This is a genomic window from Arthrobacter agilis, assembly GCF_006494655.1.
GTDB classification, from domain to species: domain Bacteria; phylum Actinomycetota; class Actinomycetes; order Actinomycetales; family Micrococcaceae; genus Arthrobacter_D; species Arthrobacter_D agilis.
The window spans coordinates 335,600-350,035 of record NZ_VHIM01000003.1 but is presented as its reverse complement, the minus strand read 5'-3'; the positions used below and the strand labels follow the sequence as shown (position 1 = coordinate 350,035).

The 14,436-nt window shown below is 68.9% G+C and carries 14 protein-coding genes; 4 read left to right on the top strand and 10 right to left on the bottom strand.

What is annotated here, in order from left to right:
- Nucleotides 1-97 precede the first annotated feature (97 nt).
- The 3 genes from FJV46_RS06490 to FJV46_RS06475 are packed head-to-tail and all read right to left on the bottom strand — an operon-like array spanning nt 98 to nt 3,079.
- On the bottom strand, nt 98-1,285 hold the full coding sequence (locus tag FJV46_RS06490) for a histidinol-phosphate transaminase (RefSeq protein ID WP_087029346.1): 1,188 nt from the start codon (nt 1,283-1,285) through the stop codon (nt 98-100).
- A complete protein-coding gene (locus FJV46_RS15195) occupies nt 1,269-2,720 on the bottom strand; it encodes an alpha/beta hydrolase family protein (protein ID WP_158250147.1) in 1,452 nt (483 codons plus the stop codon). The genes FJV46_RS06490 and FJV46_RS15195 overlap by 17 nt, the downstream gene beginning before the upstream one ends.
- Nucleotides 2,717-3,079 carry a hypothetical protein gene (locus tag FJV46_RS06475; protein ID WP_087028825.1) on the bottom strand — a complete coding sequence of 121 codons (363 nt, stop codon included), beginning with the start codon at nt 3,077-3,079 and terminating at the stop codon, nt 2,717-2,719. The genes FJV46_RS15195 and FJV46_RS06475 overlap by 4 nt, the downstream gene beginning before the upstream one ends.
- 98 nt (nt 3,080-3,177) lie before the next feature.
- Here FJV46_RS06475 and purB point away from each other — a divergent pair, with 98 nt between their 5' ends.
- The 3 genes from purB to FJV46_RS06460 all read left to right on the top strand — a co-directional run bounded on the left by purB (nt 3,178) and on the right by FJV46_RS06460 (nt 7,066).
- A complete protein-coding gene (gene purB / locus FJV46_RS06470) occupies nt 3,178-4,608 on the top strand; it encodes an adenylosuccinate lyase (protein ID WP_087028827.1) in 1,431 nt (476 codons plus the stop codon).
- A 61-nt stretch (nt 4,609-4,669) separates the two neighbouring features.
- Complete coding sequence (locus FJV46_RS06465; RefSeq protein WP_087028829.1) at nt 4,670-5,524, top strand: endonuclease/exonuclease/phosphatase family protein; 855 nt, start codon at nt 4,670-4,672, stop codon at nt 5,522-5,524.
- A 99-nt stretch (nt 5,525-5,623) separates the two neighbouring features.
- Entirely contained in the window at nt 5,624-7,066 is a 1,443-nt protein-coding gene (locus FJV46_RS06460) for a lipase maturation factor family protein (RefSeq protein ID WP_087028831.1), read from the top strand.
- On the opposite strand, the gene FJV46_RS06455 is transcribed toward FJV46_RS06460, so the two are convergent.
- The 5 genes from FJV46_RS06455 to FJV46_RS06435 all read right to left on the bottom strand — a co-directional run bounded on the left by FJV46_RS06455 (nt 7,043) and on the right by FJV46_RS06435 (nt 11,628).
- Complete coding sequence (locus FJV46_RS06455; RefSeq protein ID WP_087028833.1) at nt 7,043-7,600, bottom strand: 2'-5' RNA ligase family protein; 558 nt, start codon at nt 7,598-7,600, stop codon at nt 7,043-7,045. The two genes, FJV46_RS06460 and FJV46_RS06455, sit on opposite strands and share 24 nt — an antisense overlap.
- A 60-nt stretch (nt 7,601-7,660) precedes the next feature.
- Complete coding sequence (locus FJV46_RS06450; protein WP_087028835.1) at nt 7,661-8,578, bottom strand: FHA domain-containing protein; 918 nt, start codon at nt 8,576-8,578, stop codon at nt 7,661-7,663.
- 15 nt (nt 8,579-8,593) lie between these two features.
- Complete coding sequence (locus FJV46_RS06445) at nt 8,594-8,848, bottom strand: hypothetical protein (protein ID WP_179195215.1); 255 nt, start codon at nt 8,846-8,848, stop codon at nt 8,594-8,596.
- 134 nt (nt 8,849-8,982) lie between these two features.
- On the bottom strand, nt 8,983-9,966 hold the full coding sequence (locus FJV46_RS06440; protein WP_087028839.1) for an aldo/keto reductase: 984 nt from the start codon (nt 9,964-9,966) through the stop codon (nt 8,983-8,985).
- Between the two features lie 9 nt (nt 9,967-9,975).
- Entirely contained in the window at nt 9,976-11,628 is a 1,653-nt protein-coding gene (locus tag FJV46_RS06435) for a cryptochrome/photolyase family protein (protein ID WP_087028842.1), read from the bottom strand.
- Nucleotides 11,629-11,762: 134 nt separating this feature from the next.
- Here FJV46_RS06435 and FJV46_RS06430 point away from each other — a divergent pair, with 134 nt between their 5' ends.
- Nucleotides 11,763-13,250 carry an FAD-dependent oxidoreductase gene (locus FJV46_RS06430; protein ID WP_087028844.1) on the top strand — a complete coding sequence of 496 codons (1,488 nt, stop codon included), beginning with the start codon at nt 11,763-11,765 and terminating at the stop codon, nt 13,248-13,250.
- Between the two features lie 7 nt (nt 13,251-13,257).
- Here the strand turns inward: FJV46_RS06430 and FJV46_RS06425 are convergent, their stop codons facing one another.
- Both FJV46_RS06425 and mscL read right to left on the bottom strand, forming a co-directional pair.
- Nucleotides 13,258-13,947 (bottom strand): Pr6Pr family membrane protein, encoded by a 690-nt coding sequence (locus FJV46_RS06425; protein WP_197715700.1) that lies wholly within the window; start codon nt 13,945-13,947, stop codon nt 13,258-13,260.
- Nucleotides 13,944-14,363, bottom strand: a complete 420-nt coding sequence (gene mscL, locus FJV46_RS06420) for a large conductance mechanosensitive channel protein MscL (RefSeq protein WP_087029348.1) — start codon at nt 14,361-14,363, stop codon at nt 13,944-13,946. The genes FJV46_RS06425 and mscL overlap by 4 nt, the downstream gene beginning before the upstream one ends.
- Nucleotides 14,364-14,436 lie beyond the last annotated feature (73 nt).

The window sequence follows — 14,436 nt, the reverse complement described above, 5'->3', positions numbered from 1 at the left end:
AATGTCTGTCGAAACCCATACACCGGATCACATATCTTCCGGTGACATACTGACCAAGACTAGTCAGCGCGGGGCCCCCCGCCTATTTAAGACAGTCTCAGCGGGCGGCAGGACGGTGCGTGTACTCTCCGCACAGCGCGAGGAAGCGACTGTTCGCCTCCTCCTCGCCGATGGAGACGCGCACCCCCTCGGACCCGAAAGCACGAACGGACAGAGCGTGCTCTGCAGCCCGCGCTGCGAAATCCTGCGTGTGCTCGCCGAGCGCCAGCCAGACGAAGTTCCCCTCCGCCTCCGGGATGGTCCACCCCAGCGCCCGAAGACCGGCGACCACGCGCGTGCGTTCGTCGACGATGGACTGAACACGCGCCTCGACCTCTCCGACGTGGCGCAGCGACGTGACGGCTGCATGCTCGGCAACCTGCGACACCGCGAAGGGCACCGCACCGACCCGCAGATGCTGGGTGAGGGTCTGCTGCGAGACGGAGTAGCCGACACGCAGGCCGGCCAGTCCGTGGGCCTTCGAGAACGTCCGCAGCACGATCACGTTCTCGAAGTCCCGGTAGAGCCCGATGCCGTTGACCGCGTCCGGTCGTCGCACGAATTCCTGATACGCCTCATCGATGACCACGACCACGTCCGTGGGCACCTTCGCGAGGAACTCCAGCACCTCGGAGTGCGTGAGGATGGGACCCGTCGGATTGTTCGGCGTGCACAGCATCACCACCCTCGTGCGCTCGGTGATCGCGGCCGCCATGGCGTCGAGATCGTGGGTGCCATCGGCGCGCACCGGCACCTGGACGCCGGCCGCACCCGCCAGGCCCACGCTGATCGGATAGGCCTCGAAGGATCTCCAGGCGTAGACCACTTCGTCCGGCGCCCCGAAATCGTTCTGGCCGGCGAAGGTCGCGAGGATCTGGTTGAGGGCTCCGAGGCTCCCCGCCCCGGTCACGATATCCGTGGCGGGGACGCCGAGGTACCCTGCCAGTTCGGTGCGCAGGGCGGTCGTCATGGGGTCGGGGTACCGGTTGATCGATGTCTCGGATGCGATCGCCTCCAGCACGGCCGGCAGTGGCGGGAGTGGGTTCTCGTTCGATGACAGCTTGAAGCTCTCCAGCCCCTCCACCACCACCGGCGGCTTCCCCGCTGCGTACCGCGGCAGCTTGCCGAAGACCCCGCGGGGTCGGAGCCCCTCATCAGTGGTGGCCGGAGCACCCGACGGGTCTGCTGGGAGGTCGGTCCTGGCGCGCACGGACGCCCCTGCGGAAAGGTCATCGATCGAAGTCATGCGCATAGCCTAGACCCGGGCGCGGGGCGTCCGTGCGCGCCCCGGGATTCACGCTCGGGGACGGGCCGGGAGCGGGACTCGGGCTCGGGGACGGGCCGGGAGCGGGACTCGGGCTCGGGGACGGACCGGGAGCAGGACGCGGACCGGGACGTGGATTCGGCGTGGGCCCGACGTTACCCCGACGCATCGCCGCCCCGCCGACGCCGCTCCCTCCTGCGCCGGGGCGCCGTACGGCGGTGAACGCGTATCTGCGCGCCACACCGGTGGACCCCGCCGTCGCGAGCAGCGCTGCTGCGGGGACCAGGGATGCGGCATCGCTCGTGTCCACGAGCCGGGCACCGACCCTGTAGTTCTCCAGTTTGTGCGGCGGGCCGAGGCCCCACGGCTCAGAGGTGCCGTCGGCGGTTCGCCCGAGCGGCGGGACGGCATGATCCAGGGTCACGGTGGTACGACGCCGGTGGTCGTCATTCACGGTGGTGTCGAGTTCGGGAACCGCGTCCGCGCCGTGTTCGAGGTGCAGATATTCGCCGCTGCCCGTCGGGTGCCACCCTGTCGGCGACCCGGCGGTCACGACCAGCTGGACGTCGTACTGCCCGCCCAACCGCTCGTCGCCGGCAAGGTTCATCGCGTGGAGTCCGCCCTGGCTGTATCCCGCGATGATCAGCGGGCTTCCGGGCTCGGCTCCGGCCTGCTCCAGGGCCTCCCCGACCGCGGCTGCCGTGAAGCGGCTGTCTTCCGCGAGCGCCTCGGCGATACCGGCGACGTCGAAGGGGTTGCTGCCCTGCGCTCCGTCCGTGCGCCCCGCCTGTGTGCCGGGAAGAACCAGCACGTAGACGGGGTGCGCTCGTGTCCCCGCGGCCAGCACCTCGAAATGACCACCGCCCTCGGCCTCGATCACGGCCACGCGGTCCAGGAGGCCCTCGACGCTCCCGTCGAACACGACGTCCGATGCGTCCCGTCCCCGCAGGTCCAGCGGGCCGACGGGCAGGGCACCGCGGTCGACGGCAGCCTGCGCCACGGCCACCGCTGCGGCGCCGGTCAGGCTTCGGGCAGCGTCCGTGGCCGCCCGCGCCGCGTCATCGGCGAGGTGGTAGGCGCGCAAGCCGGCGCGGAGCCGTTGCGCCGTGGCGTGCAGACCCCCGGCATCCTCCCTCGCCGAGATCCATGCGGACTCGAGCTCGGAACGCGCAACCTCGTAGAGCCGGCCGGCCCCTGCGCCTGGCATCTGCAGCAGCAGGACCCGCCAAGGAAGCTCGCCGAGGTCGACGTCGAGAAGGCCCAGAGCGACGGCGACCGCTCCGACGTCCGTGCCGAGGACTTCGAGGACACGAGCGGCTTCCTCAAGCTCCTCCCACTGGAACCGGACACCTCCGACGCCACCCCGGAGTGCCACCACTCCCCCGCCCTCCGGCACGGGCCGCAGATCGTCCGTCATGGCGGGCCCACCGCGCGCACAGTCGCCTCGGCCTCCTGCACGAGCAGGCCGTAGCTCCGGAGATCGCGTGCCGCTGATTCGAGCAGGTCTATCGTGCGCGACAGGTCGGCGCACCGTGCCGCGAGGTAGGAGCGGAAAGCGGCGCCCGCCGGGGACTCCCAGGACAGCAGCGTCACGGACAGTGCATGCCGCTGAACGTCGGTCAGCCGCGCCACGTGCCAGGCCAGCGCGGCGACCATCGCATCGATCTCCTCGCCGACCTGGCCGCCCGTCCGACACCCTGCTCGCGGACCCGCCCATGCCTCCGCGCCATCGTCCATGTCCACCTCCTGTTCCTGTTCCTGTTCCTGTTCCTCCATCGAGGCTAGGAGTCCGGCGCCGAAGGGCCGGGGCGGTGGTCGCCTATGTGGATTTGATTTCGTCGGGTGGGGTGTCGGCTCCGTGAAAGGATGGAGCCATGGCTGACTCCGCGCTCTCCCGGGTTGAATTCGCTGCTCTGTCCCGAGGGGAGGGAACGTCGCTGACGCTCGGTCCCCTGGACGGTCGGTACCGCGAGTCCGTGGCCCCCCTGATCGACTTCCTCTCGGAGGCCGCCCTGAATCGTGATCGCGTGCACGTCGAGGTCGAGTGGCTGATCCATCTCACGCGCCACGCCGTCCTGCCCGGCACGCAGCCATTCACCGAGGACCAGGAAACGCAGCTCCGCTCGGTGGTCACGTCCTTCGATGCCGCCGCGGTGGCGGAGCTCGGCGAGATCGAGGCCGTGACCGTGCACGACGTCAAGGCGGTGGAGTACTACATCGGCCGGCGCCTCGAAGGCATCGGCATCGAACACCTGAAGCCCCTCGTCCACTTCGGCTGCACCTCGGAGGACATCAACAACCTCTCCTACGCCCTCGGCATCAAGGGCGCCGTCGTCGACGTCTGGCTGCCGGCTGCGCGCGCCCTCGTCGGGTCCATCGCGGAGCTGGCGCGCTCGTCGCGCGATACCCCGATGCTGTCGCGCACCCACGGTCAGCCCGCGACGCCGACCACGCTCGGCAAGGAGATGGCCGTCGTCGCGCACCGCCTGACGCGGCAGCTGGACCGCATCGAGGCGACCGATTTCCTCGGCAAGATCAACGGCGCCACCGGCACCTACGCCGCGCATTACGCGTCCGCTCCCCGCACCGACTGGGAGGACGTCGCGCGGTCGTTCGTCGAAGGACTCGGCCTGACGTGGAACCCGCTGACCACGCAGATCGAATCGCACGACTGGCAGGCCGAGCTGTACTCGGACATCGCCCGCTTCAACCGCATCCTCCACAACTTCTGCACCGATGTGTGGAGCTACATCTCGATCGGCTACTTCGCGCAGATCCCGGTTGCGGGGGCCACGGGGTCCTCGACCATGCCGCACAAGGTGAACCCGATCCGCTTCGAGAACGCGGAGGCCAACCTCGAGATCTCCTCCGGGCTGCTCGACGTCCTGGCCTCGACACTCGTGACGTCCCGCTGGCAGCGGGACCTGACAGACTCGTCGAGCCAGCGCAACATCGGCGTGGCGCTGGGCCACTCACTGCTCGCCATCTCGAACGTGGCCAAGGGACTTGCGCGGCTCGACGTCGCCGAGGCGGTCCTGGCGGCCGACCTCGACGGGAACTGGGAAGTGCTCGGCGAGGCTGTGCAGATGGTCATGCGCGCCGAGGCCATCGCGGGCGTCCCCGGCCTCGACGACCCGTACGAGCGCCTCAAGGACCTGACCCGGGGGCATCGGGTCGATGCCGCCCGCATGCGCGAGTTCGTCGGCGGGCTCGGGCTCAGCCCGGAGGCCGAGCAGAGGCTCCTCGCCCTGACGCCGGGGAGCTACACAGGAATCGCGGCGAAGCTCGTGGACCACCTGGACTGATCCTGCTCCGGCGCAGCGCCGGGCAGCAGCCACGATCCCCGTGCCGCACCTGAAAGGCGCCATGCCCCGCACATCAGCAAAGACCCCGCTCATCAGGTGCGGGCGCTCATCCCTCCACGTGATGACGTTCAACATCCGGTACGACCGGCCGGCGACGCAGCCCGGCGACCCCGACTACTGGCCCGACCGCGCACCGGCCCTGCAGGACGTCGTCCGCCGGGAAATGCCTACCGTCCTCGGCGTGCAGGAGGCACTGCACCACCAGCTGGTGGTCATCGAAGCAGCCCTGCCCGCGAGGTACCGGATGATCGGCTCCGGCCGGGACGGCGGCAGCCGGGGTGAATACTCCGCCATCTTCTACGACTCACGGCGCCTCCAGCTCGTCGAGTGGGACCAGTTCTGGCTCTCCGACACCCCGAAACTCATCGGCTCCTCGACCTGGGGCAACGGCGTGCCGCGGATCGTCACGTGGGGCCGGTTCCGCGATACCACCACGGAGCAGGAGCTCCTCCTCGTCAACACCCACTTCGACCACGAATCGGAGAACGCGTGCCTCCGCAGCGTGCACGCAGTGCTGGACCTCGTGAGGTTCTTCCACCCGAGGCTGCCCTCGATCGTCATGGGCGACTTCAACTCCGACGCCGGCACCTCGCCGGCGTACCGGAGATTCATGGAATCGGGAGTGCTCGGGGACGCCTGGACCCTCGCCGGCGAGCACCGCACGCCGGACTACGGCACCTACCCGCGGTACAGCCCGCCGGTGGACGGCGGTCGCCGCATCGACTGGATCCTCACGACACCGGACGTGCTGGTGCGCTCGGCCGCCGTCAATACCTCCACCCTCGACGGCAGGCACGCCAGCGACCATTCGGCGGTCCAGGCGTTGGTGGAGATCCCGCACCCCGACTCCCCCTGACGGGCCCAGCCGTCCTACCATCCGGGGCCGCAGTGATGCGTACCGATACTCCCGGGCTCCTCCTTGACGTCGGTTCGCGGACAACAGGACGCTGGAAGCATGGACTGGGTGGGCGAGGCCCTGACGGCCGAGGGCTACGAGGTGGGCCGGCAGATCGTGCAGCGCGGGGTCGCAGCCGTGTACCTCGTTGCGTTCGTTTCCGCCCTGAACCAGTTTCCCGCACTGCTCGGGGAGAAGGGGCTGTTACCCGTCCCGGAGTATCTCGAGCGTGCAGGGCGGCGCCCCGGACCGACCCTCTTCCGACGCGGATACACCGACCGCCGGTTGCGTGCCGTCGGCTGGACGGGCGTGGTGGTCTCGGCGGCCCTGGTACTCGGCGGACCGCAGGCGGGGCCACCCTGGCTTCCGCTCGTGGCGTTCCTCCTCATCTGGTGGCTCTACACGTCGATCGTGAACGTGGGGCAGGTGTTCTACGGCTTCGGCTGGGAGAGCCTCCTCCTCGAGGCAGGCTTCATCGTCGCCTTCCTCGGCTCGGACGAGGTAGCGCCGCCCTTCCTCGTCCTCCTCATGCTCCGCTGGCTCGTCTTCCGGCTGGAGTTCGGAGCCGGGATGATCAAGATGCGGGGCGATCGTTCCTGGCGGGATCTCACCGCGCTGAACTACCACCACGAGACCCAGCCGATGCCGAACCCGGCCAGCAGGTTCTTCCATCTCCTGCCGAAGCCCCTGCACCGCGTCGAGGTCGCCGGGAACCACATGACGCAGCTCCTGGTGCCGTGGTTGCTGTTCGCTCCCCAGCCCGTTGCAGGTTTCGCAGCCCTCGTCATGATCCTCACGCAGGGCTGGCTCGTGCTCTCGGGCAACTTCGCCTGGCTGAACGTCCTGACGATCATCCTGGCTTTCGCCGCCGTCCCCGATTCCTTCTACTCCGCACTGGTTCCCGCCCTGTCGCTGGGAGACGCCTACGCGCCGACCCCTCCCTGGTTCACCGGCGTCGTCGTCCTCGCAATGCTCCTGCTCGCCTACCTGAGCTGGCCGTCCCTCCTGAATCTCTTCGCCAGGCACCAACTCATGAACGCCGGCTTCAACCGATGGCACCTCGGCAATGCCTACGGTGCCTTCGGCAGCGTCACCAAGGTGCGCTACGAGGTGGTGATCGAGGGAACGCTCGACGACATGGGCCCCGGGGCGCAGTGGCGGGAGTACGGGTTCAAGGGCAAACCGGGTGACCCGGCCCGGAGGCCGCGCCAGTTCGCGCCCTACCACCTGCGGCTGGACTGGATGATGTGGTTCCTCGCCCTCGGCTCGGAGCGTGGATGGTTCACGCCGCTCCTCGTGAAGCTCCTGCAGGCCGATCCTCAGACCCTGGGACTTCTGCGGGACGACCCGTTCGACGGCGCACCGCCGCGCTACATACGTGCACGGGTCTTCATCTACCGTTTCTCCACCCGGCAGGAGAAACGCGACACCGGCCTCTGGTGGATCCGGGAACCGCAGGGTGTGCTGGTCCACCCTGCTTCACTGAGGGCCGGAGCCCGCTGACAGCACGGCGGTACCACCACCGAGCAGGATGAGGCGCTTTCCGCCGGCATCCCACCGGCGCACGATTCCGGCGGTCAGTCGCGCGGGTGGACGCCCCCTGAGGACATCGAGAGCGGTTGCGAGCTGCTCGGCGGTGAGACCATGGCCGAGGGTGATGTGCGGCGTCCAGGCGCCCCTGACGGTGGTGGGCACGGCCTCCGGGACTCCGTCGAGGGCGAACCAGACGCGCCGGTGCAGCGCCGTCAGCTCGGTGTGCGCGACGACCTGCCGCGCGAGGACGAACCTGCGGCGCGTGGGGAAGACGAGGAACCCGGCCGTGACCAGGTCGACGGCAGGTCCCGCGGCGGCGTCCGCGAGGTCGTCGTCGTACCGGTCGTCGATGCGCGCGGCCGCGGCGAGCGTGATGTGCGGTGCGTTGCTGAAGGACTGGTGCCGCGACTGATTGGGCAGCCCGGCGGCTTCGAGCGCCGCCCAGTCCTCCAGCAACTGCAGGTCGGATGCCGGCTCCAGCAGGAGCTCCACACTATCCGCCATGCCGCGCGGCCCCTCTCGCCGGCTCCACGGTGACGATCCGCCCGGCCCTGTGCTGTCCGATCAGCGCGGGTTCCGGCGGAAGTCGCCCACGCCCTCCGAGCCGTCCGTCTCCGTGGCGCCCGTGCGCGGGTTGCGTTGCGGGCGCTGGTAGGAGAGCTCGCCGCCGTTGCGACCACCGAAGGGCCGCCCGTGGTCCGCGTACTCCTCCCGGAAGAAGGCCAGAGCCCATTCACCGAGCTGGATGCGAGCGCCGGTGCGGAGGATCGATTCCTCCTTGCCGTTGACGCTCCCCGTGATGACGCCGTGGGGCACCAGCACGTATTCGTCGTCCTCCGTATGGATGACCTCCGCGTGGAGGTCATCCAGGCCGGAGAGCTGGAGCAGGGCCTCATCGCCGCTGCCGATCGTGGTGCGGTCGCCGAGGAGTTCGAATTCCCTCGGCACCTGGCCGTTCCACGTCTCGGAGTTCTGCACGAAGATCAGTCGCGGGCGGCCGCTCCCGGGCAGATAGTGCGTCGTCGTGATGGTGCGCTTGATCCGCCGATTGACCGTCGGCACCAGCGGGAACGGGGTACCGGGCGGCAGGAGCGACGGCGAATCGCCCTTCTCCAGCGCCCGGCGACCGATCCCGAGCAGCGGCGCGAGGGTCCCGGGAGACCCGAGGCGGATGTGCGGGGATCGGGTGATGAGCCGCTGGGTCATCGACGACTGCACGGCGCCGATACTGACGAGCAGACCCTTGGGCCCGCTCACCGAGATCGCCAGCCCACGATCCGCCAGCTCCTTCGCGATGGTCCGCACCTGGCCGATCCCGGGCAGATTGTCGCCCCGGAACGCGGTGGGATCATCCACGAACACCTCGACGGTGGTGCCGGCAGCCTTCACCGTGCCTGAGAGTCGAGCCTCCGGCTTACCGTCGAGTGCCGGCTCTCCCAGGGAGAAGTCGATGTCAATGTCGAGCCTGAGTGATGAGGCCATGTCGCTCGGGTCGGCTCAGCCCGTGTAGGGATCGGAGCCGCTTGCAGCGTTGTCACTCGTGGTGATGCGCAGCGTTCCGTTGAACTTCCAGGTGGCACGCGGTGCATCGGGGCCGATATCGCGCGGCACCTCGATGGTCATGTCCTGGAGGGTGTAGTTGATGGCTGCGCCCCGACCCGTCAGGTAGGACCACATCTCCTCGGCGAGGTCCGTCCAGTCGCGGATGGTGTGGGACTCGCCGGCGCCAACGCTTGAGGTGTTTTCAGTCATGTCGATTCCTTCGTCGGTGATCTAACAATGACAGACGTCCTCTAACTCCGTCTGACGTGGGTGTTCCCCACCCTAGCCGAGGGCCGGGTCGACCGGAACCCGCCTTGTGCAATCGGCGGACCCCGGTCGCGCGCCTACCACTTCGGGTGCACGGTGGCCCTGAAATGGCGGTCGTAGATGGCCGCGACGGCGTCGCTCATGTCGTCGGCCTGATCGACGAAACCGGCGGCGGCGGCGTTGGAGCGCGCCTGCTCCGGGGTGCGCGCACCGGGGATGACGGTACTGAGGCCGTCCTGGGCGATGATCCACGCGAGCGCGGCCTGCGCCGTCGTGATGCCCTCCGGCACCAGCTCGGCGAACTCACGGGCTGCCTGCAGTCCGGTCTCGTAGTCGACGCCGGAGAAGGTCTCGCCGACGTCGAAGGCGGCACCGTTCCGGTTGTAGTTCCGGTGGTCGTCCTCGGCGAAGGCGGTGTCCTTCGTGTACTTGCCGGAGAGCAGGCCCGACGCGAGCGGTACCCGCGCGATGATCCCGACGCCGGCAGCCTTCGCAGCCGGCAGGACCTCGTCGAGCGGCTTGAGGCGGAACGCGTTCAGGATGATCTGCACGCTCGCGGTGGTGCCGCGGGCTATGGCCGCCAGTGCCTCGTCGGTCCGCTCCACACTGACGCCGTAGTTCCTGATGACGCCGTCGGCCACGAGGGTGTCCAGGGCGTCGTAGACCTCGTCGGAGCTGTAGACGGCGGTGGGCGGGCAGTGGAGCTGCACGAGGTCGAGGGAATCGACGCCGAGGTTGGTGCGCGAGCGGTCGATCCACTGCCGGAAGTTCGACAGCGTGTAGTTCTCGGGTGTCTGGTCCACGCGGCGGCCCATCTTGGTGCCCACGAAGACGTCGAGGTCGGGATTGTCCTTTAGGAAGCCACCGATCGTCGCCTCGCTCCTGCCGTCGCCGTAGACGTCGGCCGTGTCGAAGAAGGTCACGCCCGCCTCGACCGCTGCATCGAGCACCGCGACAGCGTCCTTGTCCTCCACCTCGCCCCAGTCCGCACCGAGCTGCCAGGTGCCGAGGCCGACGACGGAGACGGGACGGCCGGTTCTTCCGAGAATTCTCTGTTCCATGCTTGAAGACTATAGGCCGGGCAGCGTGGCCTCCGTCATCGGCTTCGCCTCCACCATCCGGCGCTCGACCGCGGACCGCTCCCCGGGCGACGGTTCCTCCTCGAGGGGTGCGCGCGCCTTCGTGGGCGTCCGCGCCGGCTCCGGCCCGGCGTCGTTCCCGGCCCCTGCGCCGCCGTTGCCCGCAGCCGATCCTGACCCCCTGCCCGGGATCCAGCGGGCGGCCTCGCCGCGCAGGGACGTCCGCCGTTCGGGGTCCATCCTGTCCAGCAGATTCACGCTCATGCGCGAGCGTGGGTTGCGGGCAAAGAGCTCGCGGTGGTCGGCGACGAACTCCCAGTAGAGCGCGTCCCAGCTGAACCGCCACGGGCCCTCGCCGAAGTCGCTCATCTTCCGGATGTAGTTGCTGCCGCTGACGTAGGGCTTCGTGGTGATCATGGTGCCGGCGGCGTACTGACTCATCGCGTAGACGTTGGGCACCATCACCCAGTCGTAGGCGTCGATGAACATCTCCATGAACCACTCGTAGACGGCGTCGGGCCGGGCGCGCATCAGCAGGGCCGCGTTGCCGAGGATCATGAGCCGCTCGATATGGTGCGCATAGGCCGTGTCGAGGATGCGCGTGATCACGGAATCGACGGGCTCGAGCCCCGTGTCTCCGGTCCACCAGCGCTCGTCGAGATCCGCCGTGAAGCCGAGAGTATTGCCCACACGCATCTCGCGCCCACGCAGTACGTAGGATGCCCGGATGTACTCGCGCCAGCCGATCACCTGGCGGATGAATCCCTCCACGCTGGCGATCGGCGTACCGTGCCGGCCGGCGAAATCCAGGGCGAGGTCCACCACCTCGGTCGGATTGAGCAGCCCCGAATTCATGCTGGAACTCAAGGCCGAGTGGAAGAGCCAGGTCTGCCCGACGGCGATCGAGTCCTCGTAGGGCCCGAACAGCTCGAAGCGTTCCGCGAGGAATGCTTCGAGGGCGTCGAATGCCTGGCGATGCGTCACGGGCCAGTTGAAGGACCCCGCGTTCCCCGGATTGTCCGGGAACTCCCTCCGCACCCAGTCGATCGCGTCCTCGACCTCCGGGAGACGCTCGAACTGCGGGAGGTCCGGCAGCACGATCCGCTTCGGCAGTTTCTTGCGGTTCTCTGTGTCGAAGCTCCAGCGGCCGCCTTCCGGGGACCCGTCGGGCTCCACCATGATGCCGAGCCGCTTGCGCTGCCATTCGTAGAACGTCTGCATGCGCCAGTTGTGCGAGGCGAAGTAGGTGGCGACGACCTCCTGGGGCGTGATGAACTGCGGCGTCTCGAGCACGCTGGTCTCGACACCGGCAGCAGCGAGGGTCCGGGTGAGGCGCCGGTCGAGCCAGTCGTCCACGACGTCGAAATAGCTGACGGCCGTCGCCTCGCATTCGACCAGAACGGCGAGGAGTTGCTCCTGGCTGGGGGTCTCCGCCGAGGTTTCCACATAGCGCACGCCGTACCCGGCAGCCCCGATCCTGCCGGCGAAGATGGTCATGGCGGCACGGTGCAGGACGAGTTTCTGCTGGTGGAACCGGAGGCTGCGGAACAGGAGGTCGTCCTCGAGGAACACGAAGAGCGTGCCCTCAGGCGCCTCCAGGTGCTCCTCGAAGAGCTGGTGCGGGAGGACGAGCTGCACATGCACGGCGGTACCTTCCTGGCGGTGGGCGGTCGATGGACGCCACGGTAGCGCCCGCTTCCGACAGGTCCCGGAATGCTTGACTGTAAGTAGGCTTAGTGGTTCGGTGGAAACACCGATCAGCTCTGAAGGGACCCCTCATGAGATCGCTCTGGCTCGATACCGCTCCGTCCATCCCGTCGGACTCCCTGCCGGCGGGGAGCGCCTTCGACTCCGTCGTGGTGGGAGCCGGCCTGACCGGACTGACGACCGCGCTGCTGCTGGCGCGGGCCGGTCACCGTGTGGCGGTTCTCGAGGCCCGGACCACGGGAGCGGTCACCACGGGCAACACGACGGCGAAGCTCTCCCTCCTCCAGGGCACCACGATCTCGACCATCCTCAAGCATCACGACGCAGAGCTCGCCCGTGCCTACGTCATGGGCAACAGGGAGGGCCAGAGCTGGCTCCTGCGATTCTGCGACGAGCACGGCATCGCCTACGACAGGCGCGACGCCGTCGACTACGCGACCACGGACACCGGAGCGCGACTGCTCGTCGCCGAGCACGAGGCCTGCACGGAGGCCGGGCTGGACACCCAGCTCGGAAGCGCCGCCACCCTGCCGTTCCCCGTGCGGAAAACACTGCGACTCAAGGACCAGGCGCAGTTCCACCCGCTCGAGGTCCTCGCGGGCCTCGCCTCGGAGTTCAGGCGGCACGGCGGGGTGCTCGTGGAGGGCGTCCGCGCCCAGGGAGTGGTCAAGACCGGATCCGCCGGGGTCGAGCTGGCCACGACCGCGGGGCCGGTCTCCGCGTCGAACGTGGTGCTGGCCAGCGGAATCCCCATCCTCGACCGCGGCGGATACTTCGCCGTGCTGCAGCCCATGCGCTCGTACTGCGTGGCGCTGACGGTTCATGACGCCGTCCCCGAAGACATGTACCTGAGCGCCGATTCACCCACCAGGTCCCTGCGGACCGCCGTCGTGAACGGCGCGAAGTACCTGATCGTCGGCGGCAACGGACACAAGGTGGGCCACAGTTCGAACACGCAGTCCAGGGTGGACGACCTGACGCGCTGGGCGCAGGAGTACTTCCCGACGGCGACGCCCGCCTTCGCCTGGTCGGCCCAGGACTACGCGCCCGCGGCCGCGGTCCCCTACGTCGGGAAGGTCCCGGCGGGAGGTGGACACATCTACGCGGCCACCGGCTACAACAAGTGGGGCATGACCAACGCCGTGGCCGCATCGCTCGCCCTGTCGAGCGAGATCCTCGGCGGCAACATGCCGTGGGCCGGCACGCTCTACCGCACGCGGGTCAGCCCGGCGGACGCCCTGCAGACAGCACAGACCAATGCGATGGTGGGCATGGAGATGGTGACCGGGTGGCTGTCCGGACTGGCGAAGAGCGGCGCCTCGGCACCCGGAGAAGGAGAGGGCCGCGTGGTCCGCGAGGGCGCGAGGCCGGTCGGCATCTGCACGGTCGACGGCGTCCAGCACCGGGTGTCCGCCGTGTGCCCGCACCTCAAGGGCATTCTCACGTGGAACGATGCCGAGCGGTCCTGGGACTGCCCGTTGCACGGCTCACGGTTCACCGCGGACGGAAAGCTCCTCGAAGGGCCGTCCACTTCCGACCTCGCGGACACGAGACGATGAGGGCTCTTCAGGTCCCGTCGCGCAGCGTCGCCCGACGCTGCCCCAGGACGGGCCCGAGGGGCGGGACCCGCCGGCTGACGAGGATGATGAGCGCACCGAAAGCCGCGAAGGCCACGGCGATGCCGAGCACATGGGCCAGCACCGATGCGTAGCCGGAGGCCGGGTCGAGGAACGGGTACGGCACCCAGCCATCGGTGGCCCCCCGAATGAGGACCACGACGGCCCAGACCAGTGGGTACACGAGGATCAGCCGGATGACGCGGTAGGACAACGGCCTCCGATCGGCTGCGACCATCCAGTCCAGGACGGCGTAGACCGGGAAGGCCACGTGCAGGACCCAGTTGGCCCAGGCGAGTTCCACTCCGCCGGCCAGCCCGGCGAGCAACAGGTTGTAGACCACCCCGACCACGAACATGTAGGTGGTCGTGGCCGCCCGGACGGGCGCGAGCCATGCCGGGCCCCCCGCGCCGCGCACCTGCAGCACCGCTGTGGCCAGCAGGACGGCCGCAGCCATGATGTTGCTCTGCATGGTGAAGAACCCGAAGAAGTTGAACGGATTGACGGCGGCCCGCGACGCCGTGTCCAGGAAGGTGGCGACGACGGCGAGCGCCACGATGGCGACGACGCCGAGACGCACGCCTGCGCGCAGCTGAACCGGCCGGCTCGAGCCTCCTGCGAGCGCCGCCGCGCCGGTCACGGGCGTGCGTCCCTGGCTGAGATCTCCTTCAGGAGATCCCGCATCTCGGTGAGCAGGGCGATGTCCACGGGGGTCGGCTCCTCCTCCGGCTCCTGGGATGCGGAGAGCGAGCGCAGCCGGGCGTTGGCACGGTTCATCGGCACCACGAAGAGGAAGTACACGACCGCCGCGGTGATGAGGAACGTGATGATAGCCGTGACCAGCGCCCCGATGTCCACGAAGGTGGCGTCATTGCCCGGCCGGACCGGGAACCCCCAGCCGGAAGCGTCGACGCCTCCGGCCGCGGCGAGCACCGGGCTGATGATGTTCGTGGTGAACGCTCCGACGAGCGCGGTGAAGGCACTGCCGATGACCACCGCGATGGCCAGCTCGATCACGTTGCCGCGCAGGATGAAATCCCGGAATCCATGAATCATGCGATCGTCCCCTGTGCTGCCGTACATCGGAAAGAGCGTGCACGGATCACCCTAGTGGCCCACAGGCCGGTCC

Excerpts from the sequence above, each read along its gene's own strand:
- FJV46_RS06490 (WP_087029346.1), bottom strand. The coding sequence starts at position 1,285 with ATGACTTCGATCGATGACCTTTCCGCAGGGGCGTCCGTGCGCGCCAGG.
- FJV46_RS15195 (WP_158250147.1), bottom strand. The coding sequence starts at position 2,720 with ATGACGGACGATCTGCGGCCCGTGCCGGAGGGCGGGGGAGTGGTGGCA.
- FJV46_RS06475 (WP_087028825.1), bottom strand. The coding sequence starts at position 3,079 with ATGGAGGAACAGGAACAGGAACAGGAACAGGAGGTGGACATGGACGAT.
- purB (WP_087028827.1), top strand. The coding sequence starts at position 3,178 with ATGGCTGACTCCGCGCTCTCCCGGGTTGAATTCGCTGCTCTGTCCCGA.
- FJV46_RS06465 (WP_087028829.1), top strand. The coding sequence starts at position 4,670 with ATGCCCCGCACATCAGCAAAGACCCCGCTCATCAGGTGCGGGCGCTCA.
- FJV46_RS06460 (WP_087028831.1), top strand. The coding sequence starts at position 5,624 with ATGGACTGGGTGGGCGAGGCCCTGACGGCCGAGGGCTACGAGGTGGGC.
- FJV46_RS06455 (WP_087028833.1), bottom strand. The coding sequence starts at position 7,600 with ATGGCGGATAGTGTGGAGCTCCTGCTGGAGCCGGCATCCGACCTGCAG.
- FJV46_RS06450 (WP_087028835.1), bottom strand. The coding sequence starts at position 8,578 with ATGGCCTCATCACTCAGGCTCGACATTGACATCGACTTCTCCCTGGGA.
- FJV46_RS06445 (WP_179195215.1), bottom strand. The coding sequence starts at position 8,848 with ATGACTGAAAACACCTCAAGCGTTGGCGCCGGCGAGTCCCACACCATC.
- FJV46_RS06440 (WP_087028839.1), bottom strand. The coding sequence starts at position 9,966 with ATGGAACAGAGAATTCTCGGAAGAACCGGCCGTCCCGTCTCCGTCGTC.
- FJV46_RS06430 (WP_087028844.1), top strand. The coding sequence starts at position 11,763 with ATGAGATCGCTCTGGCTCGATACCGCTCCGTCCATCCCGTCGGACTCC.
- mscL (WP_087029348.1), bottom strand. The coding sequence starts at position 14,363 with ATGATTCATGGATTCCGGGATTTCATCCTGCGCGGCAACGTGATCGAG.